The 26,104-nt window shown below is 40.5% G+C and carries 24 protein-coding genes; 22 read left to right on the forward strand and 2 right to left on the reverse strand.

Annotated elements, in window-relative coordinates; genetic code table 11:
* Positions 1-72 precede the first annotated feature (72 nt).
* From CSV74_RS12610 to CSV74_RS12685, 16 genes are all read left to right on the forward strand, one after another.
* A complete protein-coding gene (locus tag CSV74_RS12610) occupies positions 73-585 on the forward strand; it encodes a TRAP transporter small permease (protein WP_029054805.1) in 513 nt (170 codons plus the stop codon).
* Positions 586-598: 13 nt separating this feature from the next.
* Positions 599-1,867 carry a TRAP transporter large permease gene (locus CSV74_RS12615; RefSeq protein ID WP_099691919.1) on the forward strand — a complete coding sequence of 423 codons (1,269 nt, stop codon included), beginning with the start codon at positions 599-601 and terminating at the stop codon, positions 1,865-1,867.
* Between the two features lie 21 nt (positions 1,868-1,888).
* Entirely contained in the window at positions 1,889-4,039 is a 2,151-nt protein-coding gene (locus CSV74_RS12620; RefSeq protein ID WP_369823720.1) for a dihydroxy-acid dehydratase domain-containing protein, read from the forward strand.
* 33 nt (positions 4,040-4,072) lie between these two features.
* A complete protein-coding gene (locus tag CSV74_RS12625) occupies positions 4,073-4,846 on the forward strand; it encodes an IclR family transcriptional regulator (protein ID WP_099691921.1) in 774 nt (257 codons plus the stop codon).
* A 1-nt stretch (position 4,847) separates the two neighbouring features.
* Positions 4,848-5,741, forward strand: coding sequence for a fumarylacetoacetate hydrolase family protein (locus tag CSV74_RS12630; protein WP_099691922.1), 894 nt, complete (start codon positions 4,848-4,850; stop codon positions 5,739-5,741).
* 16 nt (positions 5,742-5,757) lie between these two features.
* Complete coding sequence (locus CSV74_RS12635; RefSeq protein ID WP_029054800.1) at positions 5,758-6,657, forward strand: dihydrodipicolinate synthase family protein; 900 nt, start codon at positions 5,758-5,760, stop codon at positions 6,655-6,657.
* A gap of 79 nt (positions 6,658-6,736) precedes the next feature.
* Entirely contained in the window at positions 6,737-7,696 is a 960-nt protein-coding gene (locus CSV74_RS12640; RefSeq protein WP_029054799.1) for a C-terminal binding protein, read from the forward strand.
* 67 nt (positions 7,697-7,763) lie between these two features.
* A complete protein-coding gene (gene allD, locus CSV74_RS12645) occupies positions 7,764-8,804 on the forward strand; it encodes an ureidoglycolate dehydrogenase (RefSeq protein ID WP_099691923.1) in 1,041 nt (346 codons plus the stop codon).
* A 198-nt stretch (positions 8,805-9,002) separates the two neighbouring features.
* Complete coding sequence (locus CSV74_RS12650) at positions 9,003-9,788, forward strand: IclR family transcriptional regulator (RefSeq protein ID WP_029054797.1); 786 nt, start codon at positions 9,003-9,005, stop codon at positions 9,786-9,788.
* A 19-nt stretch (positions 9,789-9,807) separates the two neighbouring features.
* Positions 9,808-11,280, forward strand: coding sequence for an alpha-ketoglutaric semialdehyde dehydrogenase GucD (gene gucD / locus CSV74_RS12655; RefSeq protein ID WP_233190927.1), 1,473 nt, complete (start codon positions 9,808-9,810; stop codon positions 11,278-11,280).
* A 45-nt stretch (positions 11,281-11,325) separates the two neighbouring features.
* On the forward strand, positions 11,326-12,276 hold the full coding sequence (locus tag CSV74_RS12660) for a U32 family peptidase (protein WP_099691995.1): 951 nt from the start codon (positions 11,326-11,328) through the stop codon (positions 12,274-12,276).
* Positions 12,277-12,399: 123 nt separating this feature from the next.
* Positions 12,400-13,518, forward strand: coding sequence for a UxaA family hydrolase (locus CSV74_RS12665; RefSeq protein ID WP_099691925.1), 1,119 nt, complete (start codon positions 12,400-12,402; stop codon positions 13,516-13,518).
* 18 nt (positions 13,519-13,536) lie between these two features.
* Complete coding sequence (locus CSV74_RS12670; RefSeq protein WP_029054793.1) at positions 13,537-13,851, forward strand: UxaA family hydrolase; 315 nt, start codon at positions 13,537-13,539, stop codon at positions 13,849-13,851.
* A gap of 33 nt (positions 13,852-13,884) precedes the next feature.
* The gene (locus CSV74_RS12675; RefSeq protein ID WP_099691926.1) at positions 13,885-15,042 is read left to right on the forward strand and encodes a UxaA family hydrolase; all 1,158 of its coding nucleotides are present in this window, start codon (positions 13,885-13,887) and stop codon (positions 15,040-15,042) included.
* 56 nt (positions 15,043-15,098) lie between these two features.
* A complete protein-coding gene (locus CSV74_RS12680; protein WP_081657952.1) occupies positions 15,099-16,202 on the forward strand; it encodes a 2-keto-3-deoxygluconate permease in 1,104 nt (367 codons plus the stop codon).
* Between the two features lie 637 nt (positions 16,203-16,839).
* Complete coding sequence (locus CSV74_RS12685) at positions 16,840-18,213, forward strand: alkaline phosphatase (protein WP_369823721.1); 1,374 nt, start codon at positions 16,840-16,842, stop codon at positions 18,211-18,213.
* 70 nt (positions 18,214-18,283) lie between these two features.
* Here CSV74_RS12685 and CSV74_RS12690 read toward each other — a convergent pair whose 3' ends face one another.
* Complete coding sequence (locus tag CSV74_RS12690) at positions 18,284-19,393, reverse strand: class II histone deacetylase (protein ID WP_099691927.1); 1,110 nt, start codon at positions 19,391-19,393, stop codon at positions 18,284-18,286.
* A gap of 161 nt (positions 19,394-19,554) precedes the next feature.
* Between CSV74_RS12690 and CSV74_RS12695 the strand changes: the two genes are divergently transcribed.
* The 6 genes from CSV74_RS12695 (at position 19,555) to CSV74_RS12715 (ending at position 24,814) form a co-directional block, all read left to right on the forward strand.
* Positions 19,555-20,310, forward strand: coding sequence for a helix-turn-helix transcriptional regulator (locus tag CSV74_RS12695; protein ID WP_099691928.1), 756 nt, complete (start codon positions 19,555-19,557; stop codon positions 20,308-20,310).
* A gap of 217 nt (positions 20,311-20,527) precedes the next feature.
* A complete protein-coding gene (locus CSV74_RS12700; protein WP_158231798.1) occupies positions 20,528-21,334 on the forward strand; it encodes a conserved phage C-terminal domain-containing protein in 807 nt (268 codons plus the stop codon).
* Positions 21,315-22,595, forward strand: coding sequence for a replicative DNA helicase (locus CSV74_RS12705; RefSeq protein WP_158231799.1), 1,281 nt, complete (start codon positions 21,315-21,317; stop codon positions 22,593-22,595). The genes CSV74_RS12700 and CSV74_RS12705 overlap by 20 nt, the downstream gene beginning before the upstream one ends.
* Positions 22,592-23,062, forward strand: coding sequence for a hypothetical protein (locus CSV74_RS12710; protein WP_099691931.1), 471 nt, complete (start codon positions 22,592-22,594; stop codon positions 23,060-23,062). The genes CSV74_RS12705 and CSV74_RS12710 overlap by 4 nt, the downstream gene beginning before the upstream one ends.
* On the forward strand, positions 23,059-23,190 hold the full coding sequence (locus CSV74_RS17055; RefSeq protein WP_255408342.1) for a hypothetical protein: 132 nt from the start codon (positions 23,059-23,061) through the stop codon (positions 23,188-23,190). The genes CSV74_RS12710 and CSV74_RS17055 overlap by 4 nt, the downstream gene beginning before the upstream one ends.
* 154 nt (positions 23,191-23,344) lie before the next feature.
* Positions 23,345-24,814: a methyl-accepting chemotaxis protein gene (locus tag CSV74_RS12715; RefSeq protein WP_099691932.1), complete on the forward strand. Its 1,470-nt coding sequence runs from the start codon at positions 23,345-23,347 to the stop codon at positions 24,812-24,814.
* Positions 24,815-24,961: 147 nt separating this feature from the next.
* Here CSV74_RS12715 and CSV74_RS12720 read toward each other — a convergent pair whose 3' ends face one another.
* Positions 24,962-26,035: a tartrate dehydrogenase gene (locus CSV74_RS12720; protein WP_099691933.1), complete on the reverse strand. Its 1,074-nt coding sequence runs from the start codon at positions 26,033-26,035 to the stop codon at positions 24,962-24,964.
* Positions 26,036-26,104 lie beyond the last annotated feature (69 nt).

The following is a 26,104-nucleotide window of genomic DNA, read 5'->3' on the forward strand; positions in this document are numbered from 1 at the left end:
CCACAAAAGAAAAAAGCAAGTTAATCACTATTAGCTTGCTTTTTTTCAAAAGCAGGTGGGAGGAGCTATGATATGCCAGTCTTAAGATGGATCGATCATAACGTTGAACGAGTGATATTGTTCTTGTTGCTGTCAGTCATGACAATTGTAATTATACTGCAAGTCTTTATGAGATACGTTGTTGAAAGCTCTTTGACATGGTCTGAAGAGTTAGCACGATTTTGCTTCGTCTGGCTCATTTACATAGGAATTAGTTATGGGGTAAAACGAGCAAGACACATTCGTGTGGAAGCGCTATTGTCTGTATTTAAAAGGCGAGGTAAATATGTCATTAACATGATAGCGCATCTTATGTTCCTATTCTTTGCATTAATTGCAGTCTACTATGGCTTTACTATTTACCAAGCCATTAAAGATACAGGGCAGGTAGCACCATCAATCAGAATCTCCATGTCGATAATGTATTTAGGGATGCCTATAGGAATGCTTTTAACTTCAGTTCGTTTGATTCAAAGAATATATATAGAAACCAAGCTATATCGATCCAATGAAGAAATAATTGATAACGATATACCGAGATTATAAGGAGGGTGATAGAATGGGTGTCTTAATATTTGTATCTTTTGCAATCCTACTGATACTTACCGTACCTATTGGAATTGCCCTGGGTCTGTCTGCAGTAATTGCCCTTCTCATTGACGGATCTATTCCGGTAGAATTCATCATAAAAGAATTGACAACATCTACAAACTCTTTTCCTCTATTAGCCATCCCTTTCTTTATTTTAGCGGGTGAAATTATGGGGAAGGGCGGTATTTCTATCCGTCTGATTGCTGTAGCGGAATCCTTAGTAGGTTCTGTTACAGGTGGTTTAGCTATGACGGCTATTGTCACGTCCATGTTCTTCGCGGCAATTTCAGGTTCGGGACCTGCGACTGTAGCTGCTGTTGGTGGTCTGATGATACCGGCTATGGTTAAAAAGGGGTACGATATTAAATTCTCGACGGCCGTTATTGCATCAGCGGGTTCGATAGGTGTCATAATACCGCCTTCGATCCCAATGGTCATGTATGGCGTTTCCGGAAGCGTATCTATAGGCGACATGTTCATGGCGGGTATCGTACCGGGCATCATGGTTGGTCTAGGATTAATGGTTTACGCATACTACTATTCGAAAAAAGCAGGTTATAAAGGTAGTACGGATAAAATCTCCTTCAGCCGTATCTTGAAACAAGTCTGGCTGGCCAAATGGTCATTGTTGATTCCTGTTATTATTTTGGGCGGAATCTATGGGGGGATCTTTACGCCCACAGAAGCTGCTGCGATAGCGGTGTTTATTGGATTCATAATTGGCGCGTTCGTCTACAGAGAATTGAAGTTCAAGGACATCTCAGATATCTTCATCGATTCTGCGCTAATGACTGCTACCATCTTAGTTATTGTGGGTAGTGCAACAGGATTTGGGAAACTGTTAGCAATGGAGCAAATTCCAATAAAAATAGCGGATTATATGCTATCACTTTCTTCAGAACCATTTATCATTATATTACTTATTATTGTACTTTTGCTTATCGTAGGATGTTTTATGGACACGATTGCAGCAATTATAATTCTGACGCCGATCTTGTTACCTATAGCAACGCTCGTCGGCTTCGATCCGGTTCACTTTGGTATCATCATGATTGTTTCATTGGCAATCGGCTTCATTACGCCTCCTGTGGGAGTAAACTTATTCGTCGGTTCCAGTATTTCAGGAGTTAGTATGGAATCATTATCAAAAGCAATCGTTCCTTTTATCATCTCAATGATATTCATTTTATTGGTCATATCATTTATCCCAGGCTTATCGTTACTATTTCTAGACTAATATTAAATAGGAGTGAATAATATGTTGTTTCCTCAAATGCGTAGCAGAATAAATCCCTACAAAGAAAACGTACAAGGAAAAGCGAATGAACCAATAACAGTCGCAGGTCTTTTGGACAACGCCAAGAAAATCCTAGGTCCTCTTTATGAAGGAGGTACACCGGATTGGTCGTTAGAGAATGTCGTACTAAGATTGGAACAAGATGCTCCTCGAATCGCAATTATAGGGGGTTCTGCTGATCATCCAGCTCATATTATGGACTATATGACCTCCTCACGCGCGGCTATCAGGATCTGGCAAAACGGTGGTGTTCCATTTTACTTTTCAACCCCGGTCATGTGCGATGGTACTGCTCAATCCAATCAAGGTATGAGTTACTCATTGCAAAGTAGAAATGCTGTTGCTCAGATGATTGTTAATCAGCTCGAAGCGCATAGTTATCATGCAGCATTCGTCATCCAAGGATGCGATAAACAGCCTCTTGGCGTTGTTAGTGGCCTAGCCCATCTAGATCGACTTAGACAATTTAGAGGTGATGCGCCATTTTTTGCAACATTTGCACCTGCACACGTTCTACAAGGTGGTACTATTCCTGAAGATGTTCTTAAAAAGCTGAATGCTGTATATGACAAGGCAATTGAAATGAATCATGAGGAGATTGCCGAAGACTTACGGGACACCATGAACTATATTCTCCAATGCTCTTCCAACACTTCTTTCCAAGGAGTATTCGAGAGAGCGGTTGAAAGAGGAATCATTACAGAAAAAGAGCATAAATATCTCGAAATTCGTTTAGCCGCTGCCACTTGCGATACAAAAGGTGGAGTTTGTGCATTCAATGGTACAGGAAACAGTTCGCGCCACCTGGTTGCTGGTATGGGGCTTGTACATCCGGCATTGGAGTTATTGACACAACCGCCGAATCAGCAACAGGTCAATGAAGCAATCGATGCGATGGCTACCATGATTAATAAACCTGAATTTGGTGTGTCACGACTGGTGAAATCCAATATTAGAAATGCTGTACGCATTCATAGTGCATCCGGTGGTTCTACAAACTTAATGATGCATATGGTAGCTGCCATGATTTATGCAGGTTATGAGTTTACACTTTTTGATATCGAAAAGATCCTCAAGGAACAACCTATACCTGACCTCTTTAATTATTCATTAACAGAGGGAAGAGATATTTTCTCATTAGCGATGCAGTGCTGTGACGATACGAGCCGTGGCATGGAAACGTTATTTTATGAGTTATTGAATAACGGTGTGGATATGGATCAGGATACGTTGACTGTAACGGGTACATCGTGGAGAGACCGACTAGAATACAGTGAAAGTTTGCCAGCTGATAATATTAAAGAAAATGCTGTCATTGTTAGTAATCCTAAAAGACTATTCAGTGGGGTAGATGTACTCCGTGGGAATTTCTTCGAGAGCGCAGTTGTAAAAATTAGTGGAATGCCAACTCCTCAACTAAATCAGTTTGACGATAAGATGGCTTTCGTATTGTTCTTCGATAATGAAGATCATGCAAATCAAAGTCTCTTAGATTCCAAATTGATTGATAATATGAGAGATAATAAACTGTTCAGCTATGAAAAGTTATTGTCTGTAATTAAATACAATGCTTCAGACGAATATGAAGAGCTGAAAGAGCTTGATTATAATGCGCTATTCGAAGAGATGACAAAAAGAAGCATATTAAAGATTGCACTCGTCATTGCGGGACAAGGACCTCTCGCATTTGGTATGCCTGAAATGTTTACACCGATGCAACATATTAATGCAAGTCGCACGTTAAAGAGAATCTGTACTGTTATCAGTGATGGACGTTATTCAGGGGTCACGTACGGTGCTGCCATTGGACATATGACACCTGAAGCGATGGACGGCGGTGGAATTGGTTATCTACAAACTGGTGATATCTTGCATCTTCAATTGCGAAAACACTATATTGACTTAGTGAAAGAACTCGATTCTCAAGTTGTATATGAAGAGAATATCAAAGATAATGAGACTCGAAAGCAACTATTCGAAGAACGATTAACCAATATGAAACGACGTCAGAAGTTAGTGGCAGCGGTAAATCGAATGGTAGGACATACAGATGCTTCTAAAGGTGTAGTTCCAATCCAGGTCTATGAAGAAGCAGATGAAACCTACGTGTAATAGTTGCTAATAAGCAATGAAAAGGTGAGATAGATGAGTCTTGTTCAATCTGTAGTAAGGGCAATTAAAATTTTGGAAGTCTTTGATGAAGTGAATAAAGAACTTAGTATAAAGGAAATTAGCGCGAAACTGGAACTGAATAAAAGTACAGTACATGCTTTATTGAAGACCTTAAAGGAACATGGGTATATCACACAAAATGAACAAACTGCAGATTATTCGTTAGGGTGGAAACTATATGAGCGTGGAAACCTATTACTTAGTCAACTAAGTCTAAAGGAAGTTTCATCCCGTCATTTAGATGCGTTAAATAGAGCTACAAATGAAACAGTCCACTTGGTGAAGCGATTAGATCAAGAAGCTATCTATATCGATAAAATTAACGGTAACAATACGTTGGTCATTTATTCAAGAATCGGAAAGAAAGTTCCGCTACACTGTAGTGCGGTAGGCAAGGTATTGGTTGCGTATTTGCCGAAAGACACCCTTACAGAGCTATTAGAAGGTTATGAATTCATTCAAGCAACTGAAAATTCCATACAAAGCCACACAGATTATATGACAGAGCTAGCCAAGGTTAAGAAGCAAGGATATGCGGTGGATGATGAAGAAAATGAGTATGGAATCATTTGTTTCGCTATGCCAATTTATGATCATAAGTATGATGTAGTAGCAGCAGTAAGCGTATCTTCACCAAAAAGTAACTTTACAAAAGAAAAAGAAAATGAATATTTAAAGTTATTAAAAGTATGTGCGGATAGCATTTCAGAAGAATTAGGTGCAAATTTATCTACTAAGGAGAGCTAATATGAGATACATTAAATTTCGTCAAAATGGAGAGATTCATACAGCATTAGTTACATCACAAGAAGAGGTATATATAATCCAAGAAGAAAACTATACGGACTTCTATTATAAATTGCAAGAGTCGAATCGAACGGCGAATCAATATCTAAAGGATGGGAATATTCAAAAAACCGACTTGTCATTCGACGATTTAGAACTGACATTGCCTACTATACCCGACGAAGTATGGGCGGCAGGTGTAACTTATCAAAAGAGCAGAGAAGCAAGAAACTTTGAAACAAAGAAAGAAGATGAGAAGGATCTGACGTTCTATGATCTAGTGTACGACGCCAAACGTCCCGAAATCTTTTTTAAGTCCACAGCGCGCAGAATCATTGGACCGAATAGTGATGTCTATATCAGAAGTGATTCGAATTGGCAGATCCCTGAGCCTGAACTGACTCTGATTGTAGGCAAGAAAGAGGATATTATCGGTTATACATTGGGTAATGATATGAGTTGCAGAGATATTGAAGGGGAAAATCCTCTCTATTTACCCCAAGCTAAAGTGTGGAAGAATTCGGGTTCAATAGGTCCCGCGATTTTAATGCCTGAAGGAATCGAAGATCCTTATTCGATAGATATCACGTGTAAAATTTACAGGAATAATGAATTGAAATTCGAGGGTACTGCTTATGTCAATCAATTAAAGCGGAAGCTTGATGAACTGGTTCACTATTTAGTCTATGACAACGATATCTTGGAAGGAACAGCGTTGATGACAGGTACTTGTATTGTACCGCCAAACGATTTTACTTTACAGGATGGAGACACGATTGAAATCTCAAGTGAAAAGATTGGTATCTTACGGAACAGTGTCAAAGCTCAAGAGCAAATGATTTTGATTCATTACTAGGAGAGGTGGTAAGCCTATGAGGGGAATCATTCCTCCCGTTGTGACGTTACTGGACGAATTAGGTCAAATTGATATTGAGAAGAATAAAACAGCGATAGATAAATTAATTAGCCACGGAGTGCATGGTGTAGTGTTATTAGGAAGCTCTGGGGAATTTCCTCACTTTTCACTGGAGGAAAAGCAGCGTTATCTGAAGGAGATTATTCCATATATCGACAATCGTATTACTGTTTTAGTGGGGACAGGCGGAACAGTAATGGAAGAAACAATTGAATTGTCAAAACTCGTTCAAGAGTTAGGTGCTGACGGAGTGCTTGTTGTGAATCCATACTATTGGAATATGTCGGATGAGCAAATGTACACGTACTTTTATGAAGTTGCAGGCTCATTGTCCATAGACCTGTACTTATACAACATTCCACAACTGACAGGCCAAGAGATTCCGGTGGAAGTCGTAAAACAACTTGCGGAAAGTGTACAGAATATTCGAGGTATAAAGGAAACCGTAGCAAGCATGACTCGTATTCGGACTGTAATTGACGAAGTAGCCAAAAAAGTGAACAATTTCCATGTGTACAGTGCTTTTGATGAGCATCTATTAGATGCCCAACTGTATGGAGCCTCAGGAAGTATTAATGGATCTTCAGTCTTTCTGCCCGAAGTTTCATTGAATTTATATGAAGCTATACAAAAAGAAGACTTCTCTGAAGTAAAGAAACATCAAATACTAATCTGCAAGTTGATGGAAATTTATAGCTTGCACCCTTCCTTCTACCTAACGATGAAATTGGCTGTACATGAACGTTGGTTTGTGAATCAGCCAATTGGTTATCGAAAACCATTTATAAATAGTGAAGCTTATTTATCTGATACTATCAAGTCTATTATTTCAGAGTATGTTCGAAATGAGAATTAATATCGACTGGAGCGATTTTCAATCTGATAGATATTCACTATATGTTATGAAAGATATCCAATAAGGAGTGAAGATTATTATGGCTTTTAAAGTAGTAATAACTGATTATGAATTTGACAAATTGAATTATGAAGAAAAAGTATTTAAGGAAAGCGGTCTTGATATCAATTTTGTCAAAGCTCAGTGCCGCACAGAACAAGAGGTGATTGAAGCAGCTAAAGATGCAGATGCTATCATAAATCAATACGCTCCACTAAACGCTAAGGTTCTGAATGAGTTAACGAATTGTAAAGTCATATCGAGATACGGAGTGGGTGTGGATACGATTGATCTTGAGGTAGCTAAACAGAAGGGTATCGCAGTTTGCAATGTTCCGGACTATGGAATCGAAGAGGTTTCAAATCATGCGTTGGCACTTTTGATGTCTTGGTCAAGAAAGATCGTGGAATTAAATAATGCGGTAAAGAACGGGAATTGGGATTTCAGTATTAGTCCGCCTGTTTATCGATTCAAAAATCGCATATTTGCAGTGATCGGTTTCGGCAAGATTCCTAGGCGTGTAATTGAGAAAGTCCAACCTTTAGGCTTCACATTGGTAGGATATGATCCGTTTGTTTCAGCAGAGGAAATGGCGAAATATAATGTAAAGAAAGTAGAGCTTGATGAAGCGTTAACACAATCTGATGTTATTTCACTTCATGTTCCGCTTGTAAAAGACACACATCACTTGATTAATCTCGGTAATGTTAATGATTTAAAAGATGGTGTCTTCATACTAAATACAGCCAGAGGTCCGATTATTGAGACAGAGGCATTAATCCAAGGTTTGCGTAGCGGTAAAATTGCGGGAGCAGCACTTGACGTTGTAGAGATTGAACCTGTACCAGAGGGGCATGAATTATTGGGATTTTCCAATGTCTATATTACGCCGCATAGTGCTTTTTACTCAGTTGAGGCAGTGGAGGAGTTGCGTACTAAGACTGCTAGGAACATTGTCGAAGCCTTGGAAGGATCAGTACCCACATATCAAGTGGTGTGAAAAATATAAAAAGAGATATTTATTTTATCATAGATATCTCTTTTAATTTTGAAGAGGGGAGCTTTTTATGGCAACTTTAAAAATTAAGTCGGAACAATTGGAACAACTTATAGCTGAATGTTTAGTTGAGAGTGGCATATCACTTGAGCATGCAAGTATTGTTGCAGATGTGTTGGCTTTTGCTGATAAACGTGGTGTGAAATCCCATGGAATTATGAGGTTACAGCATTATATTGACAGAATACAAAAAGGCGGCATTAATAAGGATGCCCGAATTACTATAGAAGCAGTGAATGATGTAATCGTTAAAGTGGACGGTGATAATGGGTTAGGACATGCCGTCGCAAAAATAGCTATGAATGAAGCGATATCTATTTCTAAAGAAAAGGGCATTGGTGTATCTATAGCTTCTAATTCAAGTCATTCCGGAGCGCTCGGCTACTATGCAGATCAGGCAGCTAGGGAAGGAGTGATTGGTATCACTTTCGCACAGGCGGATGCTCTCGTAGCACCATATGGAGCTAGATCTGCATTTCTTGGGGCTAACCCGCTGGCGGTAGGTATTCCACATGAAGACCGTCCGATTGTACTAGATATGTCTACGAGTCACGTGGCATTCGGAAAAGTCATGATTGAAAAGGAACGAGGAAATAAGATTCCTATGGATTGGGGACTTGATGAACACGGTGTTCCAACAGATGATCCAGCCAAAGTTAAAGCTTTGCAGCCCATGGGCGGAGCAAAAGGCTACGGTCTTGCTATCCTTGTAGACGTTCTCTCTGGTATTTTATCAGGAGGGCAATTTGGTAAGCATATTAAGCCAATGTACGGGGATTTAAAGGAAAATAGAGGGTTAGGTCAGTTTTTCCTAGCAATCAATCCGGAATTCTTTGTTGGCCAAGAATACTTCCTCGGTATGATGAAGCAGTTTGTAGAAGAACTGCATGCATGTGAGCCAGCCCCTGGGCACACTAAAGTATACGTTCCTGGAGAAAGATCGATTGAGAATCAGATGAAGGCAAAAGTAGAAGGCATTGAAATTGAAGAAGATATGTATGAGTTTTTGACCGGAAAGAAAAGAGTGAATAACAATACTGCGTGTAAATAAATTCGATTCGCGTGGATTTATGAGGTATCTCGCTTCCCAAGATCATCCGTTATAACAACAATATAGTTGAATGAGTTAAATGTTCTGAATTTATAAAAAGTAATCATTGTAACTTTAGTTCGTTTATGATAAGGTTGTTTTAGGGTTTTATATAAAGAACTAGGTTCTCTATAAAAAACCAGAAAGGCGGTTATCAAATTGAGCAAGAAATACTGGGTACCTGCTATCGAAAGAGCAGATTTGATACTAAGAGAAATCAGTAAGCATCCAAACGAATTACGATTGATAGATTTATCGAAAAGGCTAGAGATAAATAAAAGTTCTCTTTATTCCTTACTGAACACGTTAGAAACGTTAGGCTGGATCATCAAGACTACTAAAGACAGTTATAATCTAGGTCCAACCCTTGGTACTTTTAATTCAATGTATTTGAGTCAGTTCAATTTGATACAGAGCTTCTATAAAGAAGCACAAGAGGCTGTGTCCAATATTCAAGAACATATTCAATTGGGTACGCTTGAAGGTAATGATGTTGTGTACTTAGGAAAGGTAGAGGCGAAGACAAGGGTTCAGCTTGTTACGGAGCCAGGTATGCGTTTCCCAGCTTATGCATCTGCCGTAGGAAAAGTTCAATTAATTAATCATACGGTAGAAGAAATAGAAGATCTTTTCCCTGTTAAGACGTGGGATAAAAAGACTGAATTTACAACGTCTAATATTGAAGAACTTTGTAGCAAGGTATCGTTAGCAAAAACGAAAGGCTATGCGGTTGAGAATCAAGAGTCTGCTTTAGGCTTTCACTGTGTTGCTGCGCCTATCTATAATTTTGAAAAACAAATTATTGCAGGTATTAGCTTTACGATGCCCACAAATAGCTGGGAAGATAAATTTGAGGCAGCAAAAGAAGAGATTATCAAACTTGCGGCCAATTTATCGAAACTAGCCGGATATCAAGAAGTATCAAAGGAAGCTGCAATACTATAACTATACAACTACTGGAGGAATAGAAATGGTTACTAAAAATAATAGTGCAACGTTCAAGAACTTTATCAACAATGAATGGGTTTCATCACAGTCGAATGAAGTACTAGAGAGTATTAGCCCTATGAATAAGAACGAGGTTGTAGGCTATGTACAGAAATCAACTCAAGAAGATTTGGACAAGGCATTCAAAGCTGCCGAGGATGCTAAGAGTGCATGGAGAAAAATTGGTCAACATGCAAGAGGGCAGTTTTTGTTTAAAGTAGCAGATATCATCGAGCAGAATATCGACGATATCGCAGAAACTGCTACTAGGGAGATGGGGAAAACACTTCCAGAAGCAAAAGGTGAAACAGCTCGTGGTGTTGCAATCCTAAGATACTATGCAGGAGAAGGTATGAGAAAGAATGGGGATGTCATTCCTGCTTCTGACAAAGATGCGTTAATGTTCACAAGGCGCGTACCAACTGGCGTAGTAGGGATCATTACTCCTTGGAATTTCCCAGTAGCTATTCCGATTTGGAAATTGGCACCTGCTCTTGTTTATGGAAATACTGTTGTGTTCAAACCAGCGACAGAAGCTTCAGTTACTGCTGCCAAGATTATCGAATGTTTTGCAAAAGCAGGACTACCTAAAGGTGTCTTAAACTTCATCGTAGGTTCTGGATCAGTTATTGGACAAGGGATGATTGAGCATTCATCTTTGAACGCGATTACTTTCACAGGATCAGAAAATATAGGGAAATCAGTAGCTAAATGGGCTGCAGAAAGTGGCGTGAAATACCAAATTGAAATGGGTGGAAAAAACCCCGTTATAGTTGCCAAAGATGCGGATCTTGATAATGCGGTAGAAGCAGTAATTAGCGGGGCTTTCCGTTCGACGGGGCAAAAATGCACTGCCACTAGTAAGGTCGTTGTAGAAAGCGCTATCTATGACGTATTCAAAAAGAAATTGCTAGCTGAAACAGAAAAAATTACAGTGGGAAATGGATTAAATGACGAAATCTGGATGGGACCATGTGCTAGTCAGAGCCAATTCGATACAGTAAAAGACTATATTGAAATCGGTAAGTCGGAAGGTGCGACATTGATTGCTGGCGGAGAAGTTCTAAGCGGTGATGAATTCGATAACGGATTCTATCTAACACCTGCAATTTTTGACAATGTCAAGGCAGATATGCGAATTGCACAAGAAGAAATTTTTGGTCCAGTTATCGCATTGATTGAGGCGAGCGACGTGGAGGAGGCAATCAAGATTGCAAATGATACGAAATTTGGGCTGAGCGCTTCCATCTTCACGTCCAATATAGGTTCACTCATGGAGTTCATCGATGAAATTGAAGTCGGTCTGGTTCGAATCAATGCTGAAAGTGCAGGCGTGGAACTACAAGCACCATTTGGTGGGATGAAAGGCTCGGGCTATGGGTCACGCGAACAAGGAGAAGCAGCACAAGAGTTTTACACGGAGATCAAGACAGTATTTATTAAGGCATAAAAGTAAAAGAACCTAAATTATCCATAAAGGAAGGTATATACTATGATGAATGAATCCCGGAAGTTATTAGAAAGTCTAGGTTATCCGTCCACTGATTCAAAGGAATTACCGACATCCACGAAGCGCTTCCCAGATGGGGCGCAGTATAGAATCGAACTACCAAGTACTGAAGGTCCTGTTGCCTTAAAAGAGACTTTAAAAGAACTCGACCGTCTTGGGATTACAGTTCATAGAATTTCTCAAGGAAGCGGTATAATGCTTCAAACAGATGAAGAAATCAAAGAGATGTGCGAACTTACTGCTGAGCGTGGAATTGAACTTAGCTTGTTTGTAGGTCCACGTGGCACATGGGATATCAGTGCGCAACCTTTCACTTCGGGGGGGAAATCGATAGGTAATCGCCATGAAGGTGCAGATCAGCTTGTTTATGCGATGGAAGATCTTAAGCGCGGTGCAGATTTAGGATTGCGCGGTGCACTTGTAGCAGATGAAGGACTAGTGCTTTTGACGAAGGAAATGAAAAAGGCAGGACAATTGCCAGAGGACTTCGTTGTAAAAGCTTCTGTTCAAATCGGCTCGGCAAATCCTGTATCCGTAAAATTAATGCAAGATATTGGAGCTGATACGTATAATGTACCAACGGCTTTGACTTTATCAAAGCTGGCGTCTATTCGTCAGGCAATTGATATTCCAATTGATCTGTACATCGAAGCACCGGATAATTTGGGAGGATTCCTTCGTTATTATGAGATTCCAGAAATCATTCGCGTTCTTGCACCTGTATATATTAAGTTTGGTCTACGTAATCATCCAGATGTGTATCCTTCTGGTCAGCAGTTTGAGGCTCTGAATAATTCATTGGTCAAAGAGCGTGTTAGAAGAGCCTCTATTGGTATTCAAATGATTAAGCGCTACTGCCCTGAAGCGAAGACTTCAGAATTAGGTGCTGAGGGACTTGGTATTGCCAAAGTGAATACTTCAAATGTTTCTAATTAACATCCAAAATAATCGATGCGGATGAAACAGTAAATACGGTAGATGATCCTGGTAACTATTTTCACCAGGATCATTTACTAATTCCTTCTATCTATTATAGCAGGAAGAAAGGTGAAGGTGGCTATGGGATATTCTTTTAAAGGTTATATGAGAAGCGATGGTTCAGCGGGAACTAGAAATAATATAGGGATTATCAGCTCCGTTATTTGCTCAAGTACTGTGACAAATGAAATTGCGAGTAAGGTTGATTGCGCGGTACCGATTGTTCACTCTAATGGTTGTGCACAATTAGGCGATGATTTCAACGTCACAAAAAGTATGTTATCAGGTGTTGCAGAAAATCCAAACTTCCACAGTAATCTATTAATAGGCTTAGGTTGTGAAACCAATCAAGTGACTGGTTTATTAGCAGCTATACCTAAAGTTAAGCCCATTGATGGATTTAGCATTCAGCAAATGGCGGGTGGGACTAATACAGTTGCTAAAGGTGTTGCAATTGCCAGCGAATGGTCTAAAGACATCACTAACGAGCAAAGAACGGAACTGCCAATTTCTAAGCTGAAAGTTGGGATCATTACAGCGGATATGGACGAACAGACATTAGCAATAACTACTCCTGTTGTAAGCGCTTTAATCGATAAACTATTAGAAAACGATTCGACGGTTATTTGCAGTCTGACCAGAACACTTGAACCGAGTGGAAATCTTCTTGCTGCAAAAACCAAAGATATGCGTACAGCGGAAATGCTGAAAACACTGAGTGAAGGTCTTAATCGCCGTCGATGGGAAAAAGACGAAAGTTATGCGCTTTCAGTATTTACTGATGAAGAGAAGAGCCTTGCTGCGCATGAAGCGAAACTATTTGAATCAAATAATTTGGTAGAACTTTTAGATATCAACGAAAAACCGTCCGATAGAGGATTATATCTCTTGAAATCATCTGACAATATCGTTGAAACTATTTCCAACTTCGTTTCGGTGGGATGCAATGTGGCGCTGATTATTTCAAAAGAAGGAATCCTAGCAACTTCCAACGTTATCCCTTGCATAAGCCTAGCACCCTGTAATGTGAGTCAGACTCATCGTGATCATGTGGACTTTTATATAACACAAGGCAATGAAGAGAAGCAAACAGTTACCCTCTTAGAAAAATTACTTCAAGTAAGCTCTGGGGAACTAACGGCACTAGAAGAATATGAATTAGGGGAATTTGCAATCCCACATATTGGCACAACGTTCTGATGAAGGGGAGAGATCAGCATGGAAGTTAGTTACAACGCTTTAAAATTGGACCCAAAAGATAATGTGGCCGTCGCGTTACAACGGATTAGGGAAGGTGAGGTGGTGTTAATTAGTAATTTCGAAAGTAATCTGGTTGCCTTGGAGGAAATTCCCTACGGTCATAAAATATCGTTACATGTTATAAACGAAAATGAGGAAATTAAAAAATATGGAGAGTGTATTGGCAAGGCAACAAATGAGATTCCTACAGCTTCTCATGTCCATGTACATAACGTTCGTGGTCTAAATGAAAACGAAAGATTGGAAATCATTAATCATGTAATGGGAGACTAGAATCATAATTTTTTGCATACGGGGGGATCAAACATGAAGACATTCGGCGGATATCGCAGACCTGACGGCAGTATTGGCGTCAGAAACCATGTGATCGTAATCAATACAGTAGGAGAATTGAGTGCACTTACCAGGAAAATAGCCAATTTGACTCCGGGTGTTATTCCAGTTATTCATCACGGAGGGGTAGCTCAATTCCCGGAAGATCATACACAGACATTACGAACGCTAGTAGGTACTGCTGGTCATTCTAATGTAAGCGCTACACTGGTAGTAGGCACAGAAAATGATCCAATAGCGCAAGAAATTTATAAGGTTTTAAAGAAAAAAGGGAAGCCGGTCCATACAGTTTGTTTAAATAAGAACCAGAAAATACCGGAAATCCTGCAGGAAGGAAGATCCTGGTTGTTGACGGCTTTAGAAAATAGTAAAAAAGAAGTTCGTGAGCAATGTGATATTACTGAACTAATTGTTGGATTAGAGTGCGGTGGATCAGATGCATGGTCCGGAATCACAGCTAATCCTTCTATAGGGGCATTTTCCGATATGATTGTCCGCGAGGGTGGTACGAGCGTCTTAGCAGAAACTACTGAAGCGATTGGAGCGGAGCACATTTTAGCAAGCAATGCGATAAATCGTGAAGTGGGAAGAGAGTTCTTGGATATTGTTCGAACTTACGAGCACCGAATAAAGCAGACCGGGGAAGATATCCGTTCCGCGAATCCAACACCAGGAAATATGGCAGGCGGGCTAACTACACTTGAAGAAAAGTCGCTTGGCTGTATAAAGAAAGGGGGCGGCACGCCTCTAAAAGAAGTCATTTCATATGCAGGAAAACCGACTGAGAAAGGTTTTGTGTTTATGGACACACCTGGATATGACGTCGAGTCTGTATGTGGATTAGCAGCAGGTGGTGCACAGGTAGTGCTGTTCTCTACTGGTAAAGGATCCCCGACAGGCTCGCCAATCGTTCCGGTTATTAAAATCGGTACCAATCCTAAAGTCTATGAGATCATGTCCGAACATATCGATATTAATGCAGGTAAAATCATAGACCAAAACAATAGCATAAATGATATTGGTAAAGAAATTTTTGAAAAAGTCATAACTGTATCAAATGGGGAAAAGACTGCAGCCGAGAATGAACTAAATCAAGAATTCGCCATTTGGAGACTTGCTGAAAGTATATAAGTAACCTTATTGCAGCTAAAAAAATTAAAGTTAGATATTAGAAGGTGGCGAAACTTATGATTAAAAAGAACTTGGAGAGAATTCCTGGAGGTATGATGGTCGTACCTCTTCTTCTGGCAGCAGTTATTAACACATTCTTCCCTAATCTTCTGCGTATTGGCGGCTTTACTCAAGCGTTGTTCGTAGATTCTGTCCCAGTATTAGCAGCGCTCTACCTATTGACGGCGGGGGCCCAATTAAACGTTAAAAGTTTTGGCGTGAGTGTTGCAAAAGGTGCTACACTTCTAGGAATAAAGTGGTTTGTTGCCGGGGTCTTTACATTCCTAGCATATTTCCTGGCTGGTCCAAATGGTTTGTGGCTCGGTTTAGCTCCACTTGCGATTATGGCAGCCATGTCTAATAGTAATGGAATTGTCTACATGGCAGTAGCTTCACAATATGGTAATAAAGAAGATAAAGCTGCTTATTCTGTACTTGTATTGAATGATGGACCTCTTCTAACTATGGTAGCTTTATCAATATTCGGAGCCATGGGATTCGTTGAAGGAATGTTTTCTGCGACTGCTTTCATTACAGTATTGCTACCGTTAGTTATTGGAATCATCATCGGTAATACAGATATGGAATTGCGGGATATGTTGGTGAAAGGATCAGATATCATTATCCCTTTCCTATCATTCGCATTGGGTATGGGCATCAACTTAACAGATGTTGTAAAAGGTGGCGCGAGCGGCATTCTTCTTGGCGTTGTTACAGTCGTATTCACTGGAGGAGCAGCCTACCTGGTATTTAAAGCGTTGGGGTGGAATCCCATCGTAGGAGCCGCTGAAGGAACTACTGCCGGAAACGCGGTCATGGTACCCGGTGTCATTGCCGCTGCCAATGCATCGTTTTTGAGCGTTGCACCACTAGCTACTGTTCAAGTTGCAGCTTCGGCTGTTACAACGGCAATTCTGATTCCGATTGTACTTGCATTATTAGTGAAATACACAAAGTTTGAAGATAAATCTATTGCTTCAGAAGATCAAGAAACTGTACATCAAATAAATAGTGCAGTAAGTGAGAGTCAGGAATTTGCATTTGCAGGGAAGGTTGCCGGTATTGATGTTAGTAAGGTTAAGACAGAGTCGTATGATACACGACCGCCTCTGCGAAAATAGAGATGGGCATTCTAATAATAATTTTTTGCATATTTTTTTGATGTGGAACAATTTTGACAGTTTATAATTATTCAAAAGGTGGCTCACAAAGAAACAAAGGTATTAACCTTGAAAACTCATTGTGAACCGTCTTTTTTTATGAAAAATAATATGACTAACGATTGAAATACAAACAAGAGAGAGACGAGTGGATTTAATAATTCAAAGCCTTGGTCTTAAATCTTCTCAAAGCATTAAAATGAAGTACCTCCACAAAACCTGTATAGTCATAGTCGATTAAACCATCTGTAATCGGCGTTAGATGTAAATTTATTACAATTTTGAACAAATTGATAAATACAAAAGAATACACGCTCGCAGCGGTGAACGGGGGGCATATATCGACTAGATTAAATCATACAGGAACTGATGTACAGTCATAAGAATTACGCTAGGACGCGACACAAAACGGCTCTTTAATAGAAGAATTATTCACATCGTTACAAAAGTGACTCCAACCTACCTTATAATCCAATAGATTAGCGACAAAACAATTTATAAAAAACTCTTTCCTTACAAAACATTTACACAGCCTTCTCCGTATATTAATAATCTTCTAGTAGAGTGGAAGTTGATTACAAATACAGGAGGTTGTTTATTGTTGAAGAAGACGAGAAAGACCATCGTGCCCGTAGTAGCGCTATCCGCTGCATTAATTGGTGGAGCCATCTGGACTAGTAATTATTCAGCGAGTTCAGCTGACGAAGTGGAACAGGACGACGCTCCGGAGATCAAGAACGTCATATTCTTGATTGGGGACGGCATGGGAAGTTCCTATACATCCGCTTATCGGTACTTCAAAGATGACCCGACTACCCCTGAGATAGAGTTAACAGCGTTCGATCAATATCTAGTAGGACAACAAATGACGTATCCTGATGATGACGAGGAATCGATTACAGATTCAGCGTCCGCAGCAACGGCTATGTCGTCAGGTATCAAGACATACAATAACGCAATTGCAGTAGATAAACAGAAAGAGCGCGTGGAAACCGTTCTCGAAGCGGCAAAAAAGGCAGGGAAATCCACTGGGCTCGTCGCGACATCTGAAATCACACATGCTACTCCTGCAGCATACGGTGCCCATAATGAAAGTAGAAAGAATATGGATGAGATTGCCGATGATTATTACAATGAACGCATCAATGGCGAGCATACAATCGATGTCCTTCTCGGTGGCGGGAAAAAACACTTTGTCAGAGAAGACTTGAGCCATGCGCATTCATTCGAACTGGATGGATACGGATATGTCACGACGAAAGAAGAATTATTGAAGAATAAGAACGATAAAATACTTGGATTGTTCGCGGATGGCGGCATGTCCAAAATGATCGACCGTCCAGCAGAAACGCCTTCGCTGGAAGAAATGACTGAAGCGGCAATTGAGCGATTGAAGAAAAACGAAGACGGATTTTTCCTCATGGTGGAAGGAAGCCAAATCGACTGGGCAGGACATGACAATGATATTGTCGGGGCGATGAGTGAAATGGAAGACTTCGAGAAAGCATTCAAGACAGCCATCGAATTTGCGGAACAAGATGAGCACACATTAGTCATTGCTACTGCGGATCATTCAACTGGAGGATTTTCCATAGGCGCGGATGGCGTATATGATTGGTCCGCTGACGCAATCAAAGCAGTGAAACGTACTCCGGCCTTCATTTCTCAAGAAATCGCAAACGGGAACAATGTAGAAGAGACATTGGTACGCTACATCGACCAAGAAAGTTTACCGTTAGAACAGAAAGAAATTGAAGCAGTCGAAACGGCAGGTACAGAGGCGAGTGATATTGAAACGGCTATTAAGCAGATTGTTGACACACGCTCCTATACGGGTTGGACAACCGGTGGACACACAGGTGAAGATGTACCTGTTTATGCATATGGACCGTCTAAAGAGCGCTTTACAGGTTTGTTAGATAATACCGATCATGCGAATATTATTTTTGAAATTATTGCGGGGAAGAAGTAAGTTTATGTATTACAGGATGAATGAAAAAAGCGCCTCCCTATCGTCAAGATGGGAAGGCGTTTACTTGTGATTAATCGAAATTCCAATACTTCGATTGCTGATGGATAACAGCCTGAACAGCCTCTTCTTCATGAGGGAATAGTGTCTCTACTGGAACACCGAAACCTTCCATGAACGGATCTTCTACATCGGTTTTTATTCCGCTTAGAGCCTCTACAATTGCTAATGAACAGAATGGAACGTAAGCTGCACTATATCCACCTTCATGACATAATACTAAACGACCGTCACAATGCTTATCGGCAAGGTCTTTCATGAAATTAGCAAATCGTCTGAAACCATCCGATGTCACCATCATGCGTGCCAACGGATCAAAGAAGTTTGGATCTTGTCCGGCAGATACGATGATCAGCTCTGGCTTAAATTGATCAACAATCGGTCTTACAATCTTTTCAAACGCGTTCATATAACCAGCATTTCCTGTACCGGCTGGCAACGGAATATTCACGTTATACCCTTCTCCTTTTCCTTCACCAGTATGCTCTACAAATCCGCGTTCAGCGGGAAATAAACGATCTTGATGGAGTGAAATGAACAATGTATTGTCATCTTCATAGAATGCTTGCTCGGTACCGTTACCATGATGCACGTCCCAATCGAGGACGAGTATGCGTTCCAAATTATACTTTCTTTTAGCATGTTTTGCAGCAATTGCCACATTATTAAATAAACAGAATCCCATACCTTCCTGCGCTTCCGCGTGGTGACCAGGGGGTCTAGTTAACGCATAAACATTTTGTACATCGCCATCCATAACAGAATCCACAGCCGTCATGGCCCCACCAGCAGATAAGAGGGCAATTTCATAGGAGCCTCTACCTACAATAGCGATCTGACCAGCATCGCCACCGTTTGCTGCACTTAGCTCTTGAACTTTATCAATATAACTTGGTAAGTGGAATAACTCAATATCTTCTCTAGATGCACGTTGTGGAGCAATGGATTCCAGTTGGGGAGTCAAACCGCAAATGTCCATCAGGTTTTTGAAGCGTCTCTTTGTTTCGGGATCTTCACCGTACGTATGGCTTTGTACATAGCCACCGGATGCTAAATGTAATGCACCCGATCCATTATCATGCCAGAAATAGCTTTCATCGTAAATAAATCCTGTTTTCTTCATTTGACTTCCTCCTCGTAACCTCTGTAATATTGGTGTTGTGTTCATTATTCCAAATTATTAGATAATTGTAAATTACACAAAAGGATAACATTTCTACTCATTTTCAAAGAACTTCACGATGTAGTTGTTGACCAATTTATTATAGTACAGGAGGAAACTATATGAATTTAGCGAAGAAGGATTATCAAAGTATTGTTAATATAATCAATCAAACTCACTATGATTCCAATGTAATACAATCATCACTCTCCAAGTCATTTGCGTTACATCACTCATTATTGTGGCATGCGGATACACAAGGGAATATGCATAATCTGAAATTCTATAATTTCGACGAACAGATGATGTTTGATTATACGGAAACTCACTACACGAATGATGTAATGCATCCTAAAAAGCACTTATCTAAACTAGGGGATACTCAAGAAACAGTGTATAGAATAAAAGAAGTAACCACTCCTGGAGAACTGGACAAGTCATTGTACAATCAGTTTTTCGAACGCCATCAAATAATCGATCAAATGGTCATGTACTTTGCGACATCCACTACCATATATGGCGGTATTGGCTTTGTGAGATTTAAAGGGGATGAGCCTTTCACACGGAGGGATAAAGCTATACTACAAACACTTTCCGTACACCTGCAGCATGTAGTGAAGAATACGTTAAACGCACAAAAAGCTGAAACGAAGAGTATTTTGATCGATACAGTCACTACACACAAAGCGAATCTCTCCAATAGAGAATTAGAAATCTTCGAGTTAGTCACTAAAGGATATAGTAACCAAGAGATTGCGGATCAGTTATGGATCACAATTAATACTGTAAAGAAACATCTACGAAATATGTATGAGAAGTACGAAGTCAATAGCCGAACAAGTTTGATTTATAAGTTGGAAGGATTAGCAAATACGTGACAGAATTAATGAAAGCGCTATCTTTACTCTGGTGTAATAAAATATAATAACAAAAAAGAAGTTACAGCTCAAAACACGAGCCGTAACTTCTTTTTTTGTGTGCAATTTTCAACTTTATAAAAATAAAAATGAAAAACCAGTATCCTTTTTGAATAATTCTTCTATATGACTAATGAAAGAACAAATCATAAAGCGATTGAACAGGAGGCGCAAAGCAATGAAACGAAAAATCCAAGATATCAAAATACCATTTTCACCACAGTTTGCGGCAATAGTAGGCACGAATGAAGCGCTGTTTCTACAGCAACTGCATTATCGATTGCAAATATCTAAAAATATCAACGATGGTCATCGATGGGTGTATAACACGTATGAAGAGTGGACGCATGAATTCCCATGCTGGAAGGCTCATGTGATGAAAAGGATAGTAAAAAAACTGGAAAAAGACCAACTAATCATTACTTCAGAATACAATAAAATGCCAATGGATCGCACGAAATGGTATCGAATTGATTACGAAAAGCTGTCACAGACGTGCGGCGAATTTGTACCATTCGAGCGGACAGAAATGGTCGATAGAGTCGAACAAAAACGTCTGTCTGAGGAGAACGTTTTGCTCCCAGCAATAACCAAAGAACTTAAACACACTACAAAGAAAAAAAGATATAGCGAGAAGGATCTCGCCACTATTTCTTCTGTCATTGAGTATTTAAACCAAAAAGCTTTCAAACGATTCAAGGACAATACGAATACGACGAGGGATCTTCTCCATGAGCGTATCGAAGAAGGCTACACACTGGATGATTTCAAACTAGTGATCGATACGAAGGTGGCGCAATGGCTCCATCACCCACAATTTCGTCACTACTTACAACCATCGACATTATTTAAAGCAGAGAAATTTGAAAACTATTTGAATGAAGCCCCAATTGAAATGGTTCGATCAATCGTATTGGAAGCCTATGTGTCACCCACATTAGATTTTGAAAAAGGAGAGAATGCATATGAGTTACGAACTTGCTGAAAAAAGCTTACTAGGTGCGATGTTTGAAGAAAATTATTTAATTCTCGATAGTCACATGCAAGCGAGATTCTTCCAGGGGCACGTTCATCAAATGATCTACATGGTCATGCGGGAATTGGCGCAGGAAGGAAAATCGGTAGATTATATTACCGTTATGGCTGGAAGAGAACCGAGCGATCTAGGAGGAATCAATTACGTATATGGGCTCAAACGATTTGCGAATGTCGTACGTTTTGATGAATACGAAGAGATGATCATCGACCAATGGAAAAAGCAAGAAACGGCACGGATATTGCAGCAGGCGATTGAGTATGATTGGAGCGCGGATGATGTACTGCATGCCTTAGGGGAACTGGAAGAACTCCGTAGCGGTAGAGAAGCGACTACTTTAACGGAACACCTACTCACACAATATGAAAGACCGTTCAGACCGGATGAAACAAAGCCTGGCATTTCAACAGGACTTAGCGATTTGGATAAAATCCTGAACGGCTTCCAAAGCTGCGAATACATCATCGTCGCGGCTCGGCCATCCATGGGAAAGACGGACGTGCTAAACCATTTCGCACTACAAGCCAGCAAAGATGGACATATGCCGATCATCTTCTCACTTGAAATGAGTCGTAAATCGATGATTGACCGAATGATCGCTGCAACAGGTGAATACAATCGCTTACGAATGCGCAATCCGTATAAATATTTCACCGAACCACAAAAAGAACGGTGGACACCCACGCTGAATCACTTGAACGGTGGGGGAATTCATATTGACGATCAAAGCACGTTAACCGTTAGAAAAATTAAAGCAAAAGCACGGAATATCATCAAAACGAATCCGACCAAACGACCGATTATATTCATCGATTACTTACAAATCATTCGACCTGAAGGCCAAGTAATCAATCAGACGGTAGCAATCGGACAGATCAGCAATGAATTAAAAGCGATGGCAAAAGAGTTCAACTGTCCTGTCGTCGTCTTATCGCAACTATCAAGAGCGTCTGAAACGCGGCACGACAAACATCCCGTCATGAGTGACTTGCGTGACTCAGGAAATATTGAACAAGACGCCGATGTCATCGCGCTTCTCCATCGTGAAGATTATTACGACAGAGATAAAGAACCGACGAATGTAATGGAAATTGAAATTGCTAAACACCGTAATGGACCGACCGGCACGATTACGACCATCTACAGCAAAGAAACTGGCAAGCTATATGACTTCGATAAAGACTATTACAAAAGGGGAGAAAACAAATGATTACCGTTCAAGATATGTTCGACTACGCACTAGAAATGGACTTAGCACACTTAGCCAACAGCATCTACTGGGCATTACTGAAAGACAAAGTCACATTTCAGGATGACAGTAAAAAACTACAAGCAATTGAATTCGACGAAGTGGAAATTAAGCGATTAATGGAGAAAAACGACTTGAATATCGGCAAAGTAAATCTATTTGTTATGGACGGCCCTGATGACTGGTACGCCTTTTATCTGGCAGAACATTCACTGGATGCCTACCGACTACATGAAGAATTATTTCGCGAACAACAACGCAACATCACACGAGCCGATCGACTGATGATCCACTACATGACCTTTGCGGAAACCGGTGCCGAAGAATGTTTGTATGAACATAAGAAAGAGATTATTACGTACCCAGCGTATGTGGGGCACGCGAAAGCAGGAGAGCGTGTGTTGTATCGGGTGGAGGTGGGTGCATGACCGAAGAAGAACGCGGCGTGCTGATCTTGGTGATTTGTTTGCGCTCGAATTACTCGATGAGCTATGTAGAGCAAATGGGGGACGACGAGTTGGGGGTGTTGTACGAAAGGTTGATAACCAAGTGGTAGGATTGAAAAAAACTTTGCCACCTCTTCTACTGAAACATTATATAAATATAATTGAATCAAACTACCTATATATTTAGATAATTCAAAATGATACCTTATACATAAGGGTATTCCATAACCCTCCTAGGCTATCGCCTCCAAAGGAGAATGAAAGATGAAAATAGAAGAACTAAAACACACCGATTGGATGAACAAAAACAAAATTATGGCGCTTAGCTTTGGACTGGCTGCGGGACTTGGGCTCCTTGCTCAAATCCTTCTTCAGTCGTCGGCGATTATTATTACATCGGTTGCGATTCCATTTGTCGTGGCCATCCTTTTTTACGTATTTATGAATACATCCACTTTCATTGCGAAACAATTTCCATACATCTTAGTCTTTTTAACTTTCAGCATTGCGATGAGTCTGATTCTATTCTCGAATGCTAACCTAGGGACGATTGGCGTAATCTATCTGGTTTTAGTGTTAGGTGCCGTTCATGGGAAAATGCGTATTATTGGATTTGCCTACGCACTGAGTTTACTTGCACTGCTCGTGAACAATACATATTTCATATCGCCTGAAATTATTGTTGGAAGCGGTTCTAATTTACTTCTATTGCACTTTCTCACAGCCCTTTGCTTGTTTTTATTGGTCAGACAGAATGACCGTGTCTTTCATCACGTAGAAGAGCTTCTCGCACTGACGTCGCAGAATGCCGAAGAAGAACAAGTGCTGTTTGAGGAGCTGGATACGGCGGTGACGAAAATCACGTCTAATTTAGCATTTATTCAAACGAATGCGGCCAGATCCACTACTTCTCAGCGTGAAATGTTAGAGGCGGTCAATGAAGTGAGTTCAGGCAGCCAACATCAGGCGGATCATATTGCGGAGATTGCGGAAAATGCGGAACAAACACATGAAGCGATTCAAGAGATTTCGGCAGGGCTTGGTGAACTAGGGGACAAAACAAACGATGCAGGTAGTAAGGCGAAGACAGGAACTGTACAAATGAATCGATTGAAAGAGAGTCTCGATACATTTGCCGAATTCTTTACCGATTTGAATAATACATTCGGTATTCTTTCTAGTAAAATTGACGAGACGAATGCATTTGCTAGTTCGATTAAACAAATTACAGAGCAAACAAATTTATTGGCGTTAAATGCATCGGTTGAAGCAGCGCGTGCAGGCGAACATGGTAAAGGCTTTGCGGTAGTGGCGGATGAGATTCGTAAATTGGCCAGATTGACGGATGAGACACTTCAGAAAATTGATACGAATTTAGTGGAGTTGAATAGTACGAATACGATTGCCGTTGGAAAATTAGAAGAAGGCTTGAAGCAACTGACGATGCAAAACAGTGTGGCGGATGAATCCAGTGCGTCATTCGGCATGTTACATCAAGTCATGTCTGCATTGCAAAACGAGTTAGCTACATTTATCCATGAATTTGAGATCATTACAGGACGCACATTGACAATTCGTGAACGGACAGTAGAGTTTGCCGCGGTAGTGGAGCAGAGTACAGCGGCAGTAGAAGAATTAAATGCGACGCTGACTGAATTGGCAGGAGAGCAAGAAGAAATTGCAAAGTATATCAATGAAACACATGATGAAGCCATTTCCATTCGTAGAACGTAATATGCTCGGTAGCTTACCATTTACTAAATAGCATCGTGTCATTACGAAAAAGAAGTTACATCTCAAAAACAGGAGCTGTAACTTCTTTTGCATGTAGTTTTCTCGTTCAAAAAACAAAATAAACACAGCCACGAGAGCATCTTGACATTAAGCATATTTTGATTCAATTGATTCCACTATCGCATCTCCAACTTCTATAGTAGAAGAAGTACCGCCTAAATCAGGAGTCAATGCAGCTTGCGTTACTAACAACTCTTCGATTGAATTCAACAACAGTTTACCGAGGTCTTCAAATCCGAAGAAGTCGAACATTTGGCTAGCTGACCAAATTGCAGCTAACGGATTGGCAATATGTTGACCTGCAATATCAGGAGCCGATCCGTGAATCGGTTCGAACATAGAAGGGTACGTCTTTTCAGGATTAATATTCGCCCCAGCAGCCAGTCCCATTCCACCAGCTAGTGCTGCGCCTAGATCCGTTAAAATATCACCGAATAGATTGGACGTGACAACGACTTCGAATCTTGCGGGATCTTTAATCATCAGCATCGCAGCCGCATCAACCAAATAGCTAGCGGTCTCCACATGTGGATACTCTTGACTCACTTCTTCAAACACTTGATCCCAGAATACCATCGAGTAGTTCAATGCATTGGCCTTACTAATACTAGTCAATGTCTTTCCAAGATCTGAAGCCGTCTCAAATGCATAACGAATGATCCGCTCCGTTCCTTTACGAGAGAACACTCCCGTCTGCAATACCACTTCTTCCGGCTTACCTTTAAACAGCCAATCACCGGCTCCCGCATATTCACCTTCACTATTCTCTCGAATAAACAACATATCAATCGTCTCTTTTGTCCCATTCTCTATTGGACAAGGCGCACCGTTCAGCAACTGAATCGGTCGGATATTGACATATTGATCAAACTGCTTTCGAATGATCAACAGTAAATCCCATAACGAAATATGATCAGGCACTCCAGGGAAACCTACCGCACCTAAATAGATCGCATCAAACGTCGACAGTTGCCCCATCCCGTCACTTGCCATCATTTGTCCATTCTCCAAGTAATACTCGCATCCCCATGGGAAGTAGGTGAATTCGAAGGTGAGTCGTCCGTCCAGTTCAGCAACTCGCTTCATTACTTTGATACCTTCGTCAATTACTTCTGGACCAATTCCGTCTCCAGCAATGACTGCAATTTTAAAGATTTTCATGTGACCACTCTTTTCTATGTAATAGTACATTCTTTATTAGACTATCACCTTCAGACAAGAATGTATATT

It is taken from the genome of Sporosarcina sp. P19, from assembly GCF_002743165.1.
Taxonomy (GTDB): Bacteria; Bacillota; Bacilli; order Bacillales_A; family Planococcaceae; genus Sporosarcina; species Sporosarcina ureae.

What these genes read in the sequence shown, in the direction of transcription:
- CSV74_RS12610 (WP_029054805.1), top strand. Translation starts at nt 73, where the DNA reads ATGCCAGTCTTAAGATGGATCGATCATAACGTTGAACGAGTGATATTG.
- CSV74_RS12615 (WP_099691919.1), top strand. Translation starts at nt 599, where the DNA reads ATGGGTGTCTTAATATTTGTATCTTTTGCAATCCTACTGATACTTACC.
- CSV74_RS12620 (WP_369823720.1), top strand. Translation starts at nt 1,889, where the DNA reads ATGTTGTTTCCTCAAATGCGTAGCAGAATAAATCCCTACAAAGAAAAC.
- CSV74_RS12625 (WP_099691921.1), top strand. Translation starts at nt 4,073, where the DNA reads ATGAGTCTTGTTCAATCTGTAGTAAGGGCAATTAAAATTTTGGAAGTC.
- CSV74_RS12630 (WP_099691922.1), top strand. Translation starts at nt 4,848, where the DNA reads ATGAGATACATTAAATTTCGTCAAAATGGAGAGATTCATACAGCATTA.
- CSV74_RS12635 (WP_029054800.1), top strand. Translation starts at nt 5,758, where the DNA reads ATGAGGGGAATCATTCCTCCCGTTGTGACGTTACTGGACGAATTAGGT.
- CSV74_RS12640 (WP_029054799.1), top strand. Translation starts at nt 6,737, where the DNA reads ATGGCTTTTAAAGTAGTAATAACTGATTATGAATTTGACAAATTGAAT.
- allD (WP_099691923.1), top strand. Translation starts at nt 7,764, where the DNA reads ATGGCAACTTTAAAAATTAAGTCGGAACAATTGGAACAACTTATAGCT.
- CSV74_RS12660 (WP_099691995.1), top strand. Translation starts at nt 11,326, where the DNA reads ATGAATGAATCCCGGAAGTTATTAGAAAGTCTAGGTTATCCGTCCACT.
- CSV74_RS12665 (WP_099691925.1), top strand. Translation starts at nt 12,400, where the DNA reads ATGGGATATTCTTTTAAAGGTTATATGAGAAGCGATGGTTCAGCGGGA.
- CSV74_RS12670 (WP_029054793.1), top strand. Translation starts at nt 13,537, where the DNA reads ATGGAAGTTAGTTACAACGCTTTAAAATTGGACCCAAAAGATAATGTG.
- CSV74_RS12675 (WP_099691926.1), top strand. Translation starts at nt 13,885, where the DNA reads ATGAAGACATTCGGCGGATATCGCAGACCTGACGGCAGTATTGGCGTC.
- CSV74_RS12680 (WP_081657952.1), top strand. Translation starts at nt 15,099, where the DNA reads ATGATTAAAAAGAACTTGGAGAGAATTCCTGGAGGTATGATGGTCGTA.
- CSV74_RS12690 (WP_099691927.1), bottom strand. Translation starts at nt 19,393, where the DNA reads ATGAAGAAAACAGGATTTATTTACGATGAAAGCTATTTCTGGCATGAT.
- CSV74_RS12695 (WP_099691928.1), top strand. Translation starts at nt 19,555, where the DNA reads ATGAATTTAGCGAAGAAGGATTATCAAAGTATTGTTAATATAATCAAT.
- CSV74_RS12700 (WP_158231798.1), top strand. Translation starts at nt 20,528, where the DNA reads ATGAAACGAAAAATCCAAGATATCAAAATACCATTTTCACCACAGTTT.
- CSV74_RS12705 (WP_158231799.1), top strand. Translation starts at nt 21,315, where the DNA reads ATGAGTTACGAACTTGCTGAAAAAAGCTTACTAGGTGCGATGTTTGAA.
- CSV74_RS12710 (WP_099691931.1), top strand. Translation starts at nt 22,592, where the DNA reads ATGATTACCGTTCAAGATATGTTCGACTACGCACTAGAAATGGACTTA.
- CSV74_RS17055 (WP_255408342.1), top strand. Translation starts at nt 23,059, where the DNA reads ATGACCGAAGAAGAACGCGGCGTGCTGATCTTGGTGATTTGTTTGCGC.
- CSV74_RS12715 (WP_099691932.1), top strand. Translation starts at nt 23,345, where the DNA reads ATGAAAATAGAAGAACTAAAACACACCGATTGGATGAACAAAAACAAA.
- CSV74_RS12720 (WP_099691933.1), bottom strand. Translation starts at nt 26,035, where the DNA reads ATGAAAATCTTTAAAATTGCAGTCATTGCTGGAGACGGAATTGGTCCA.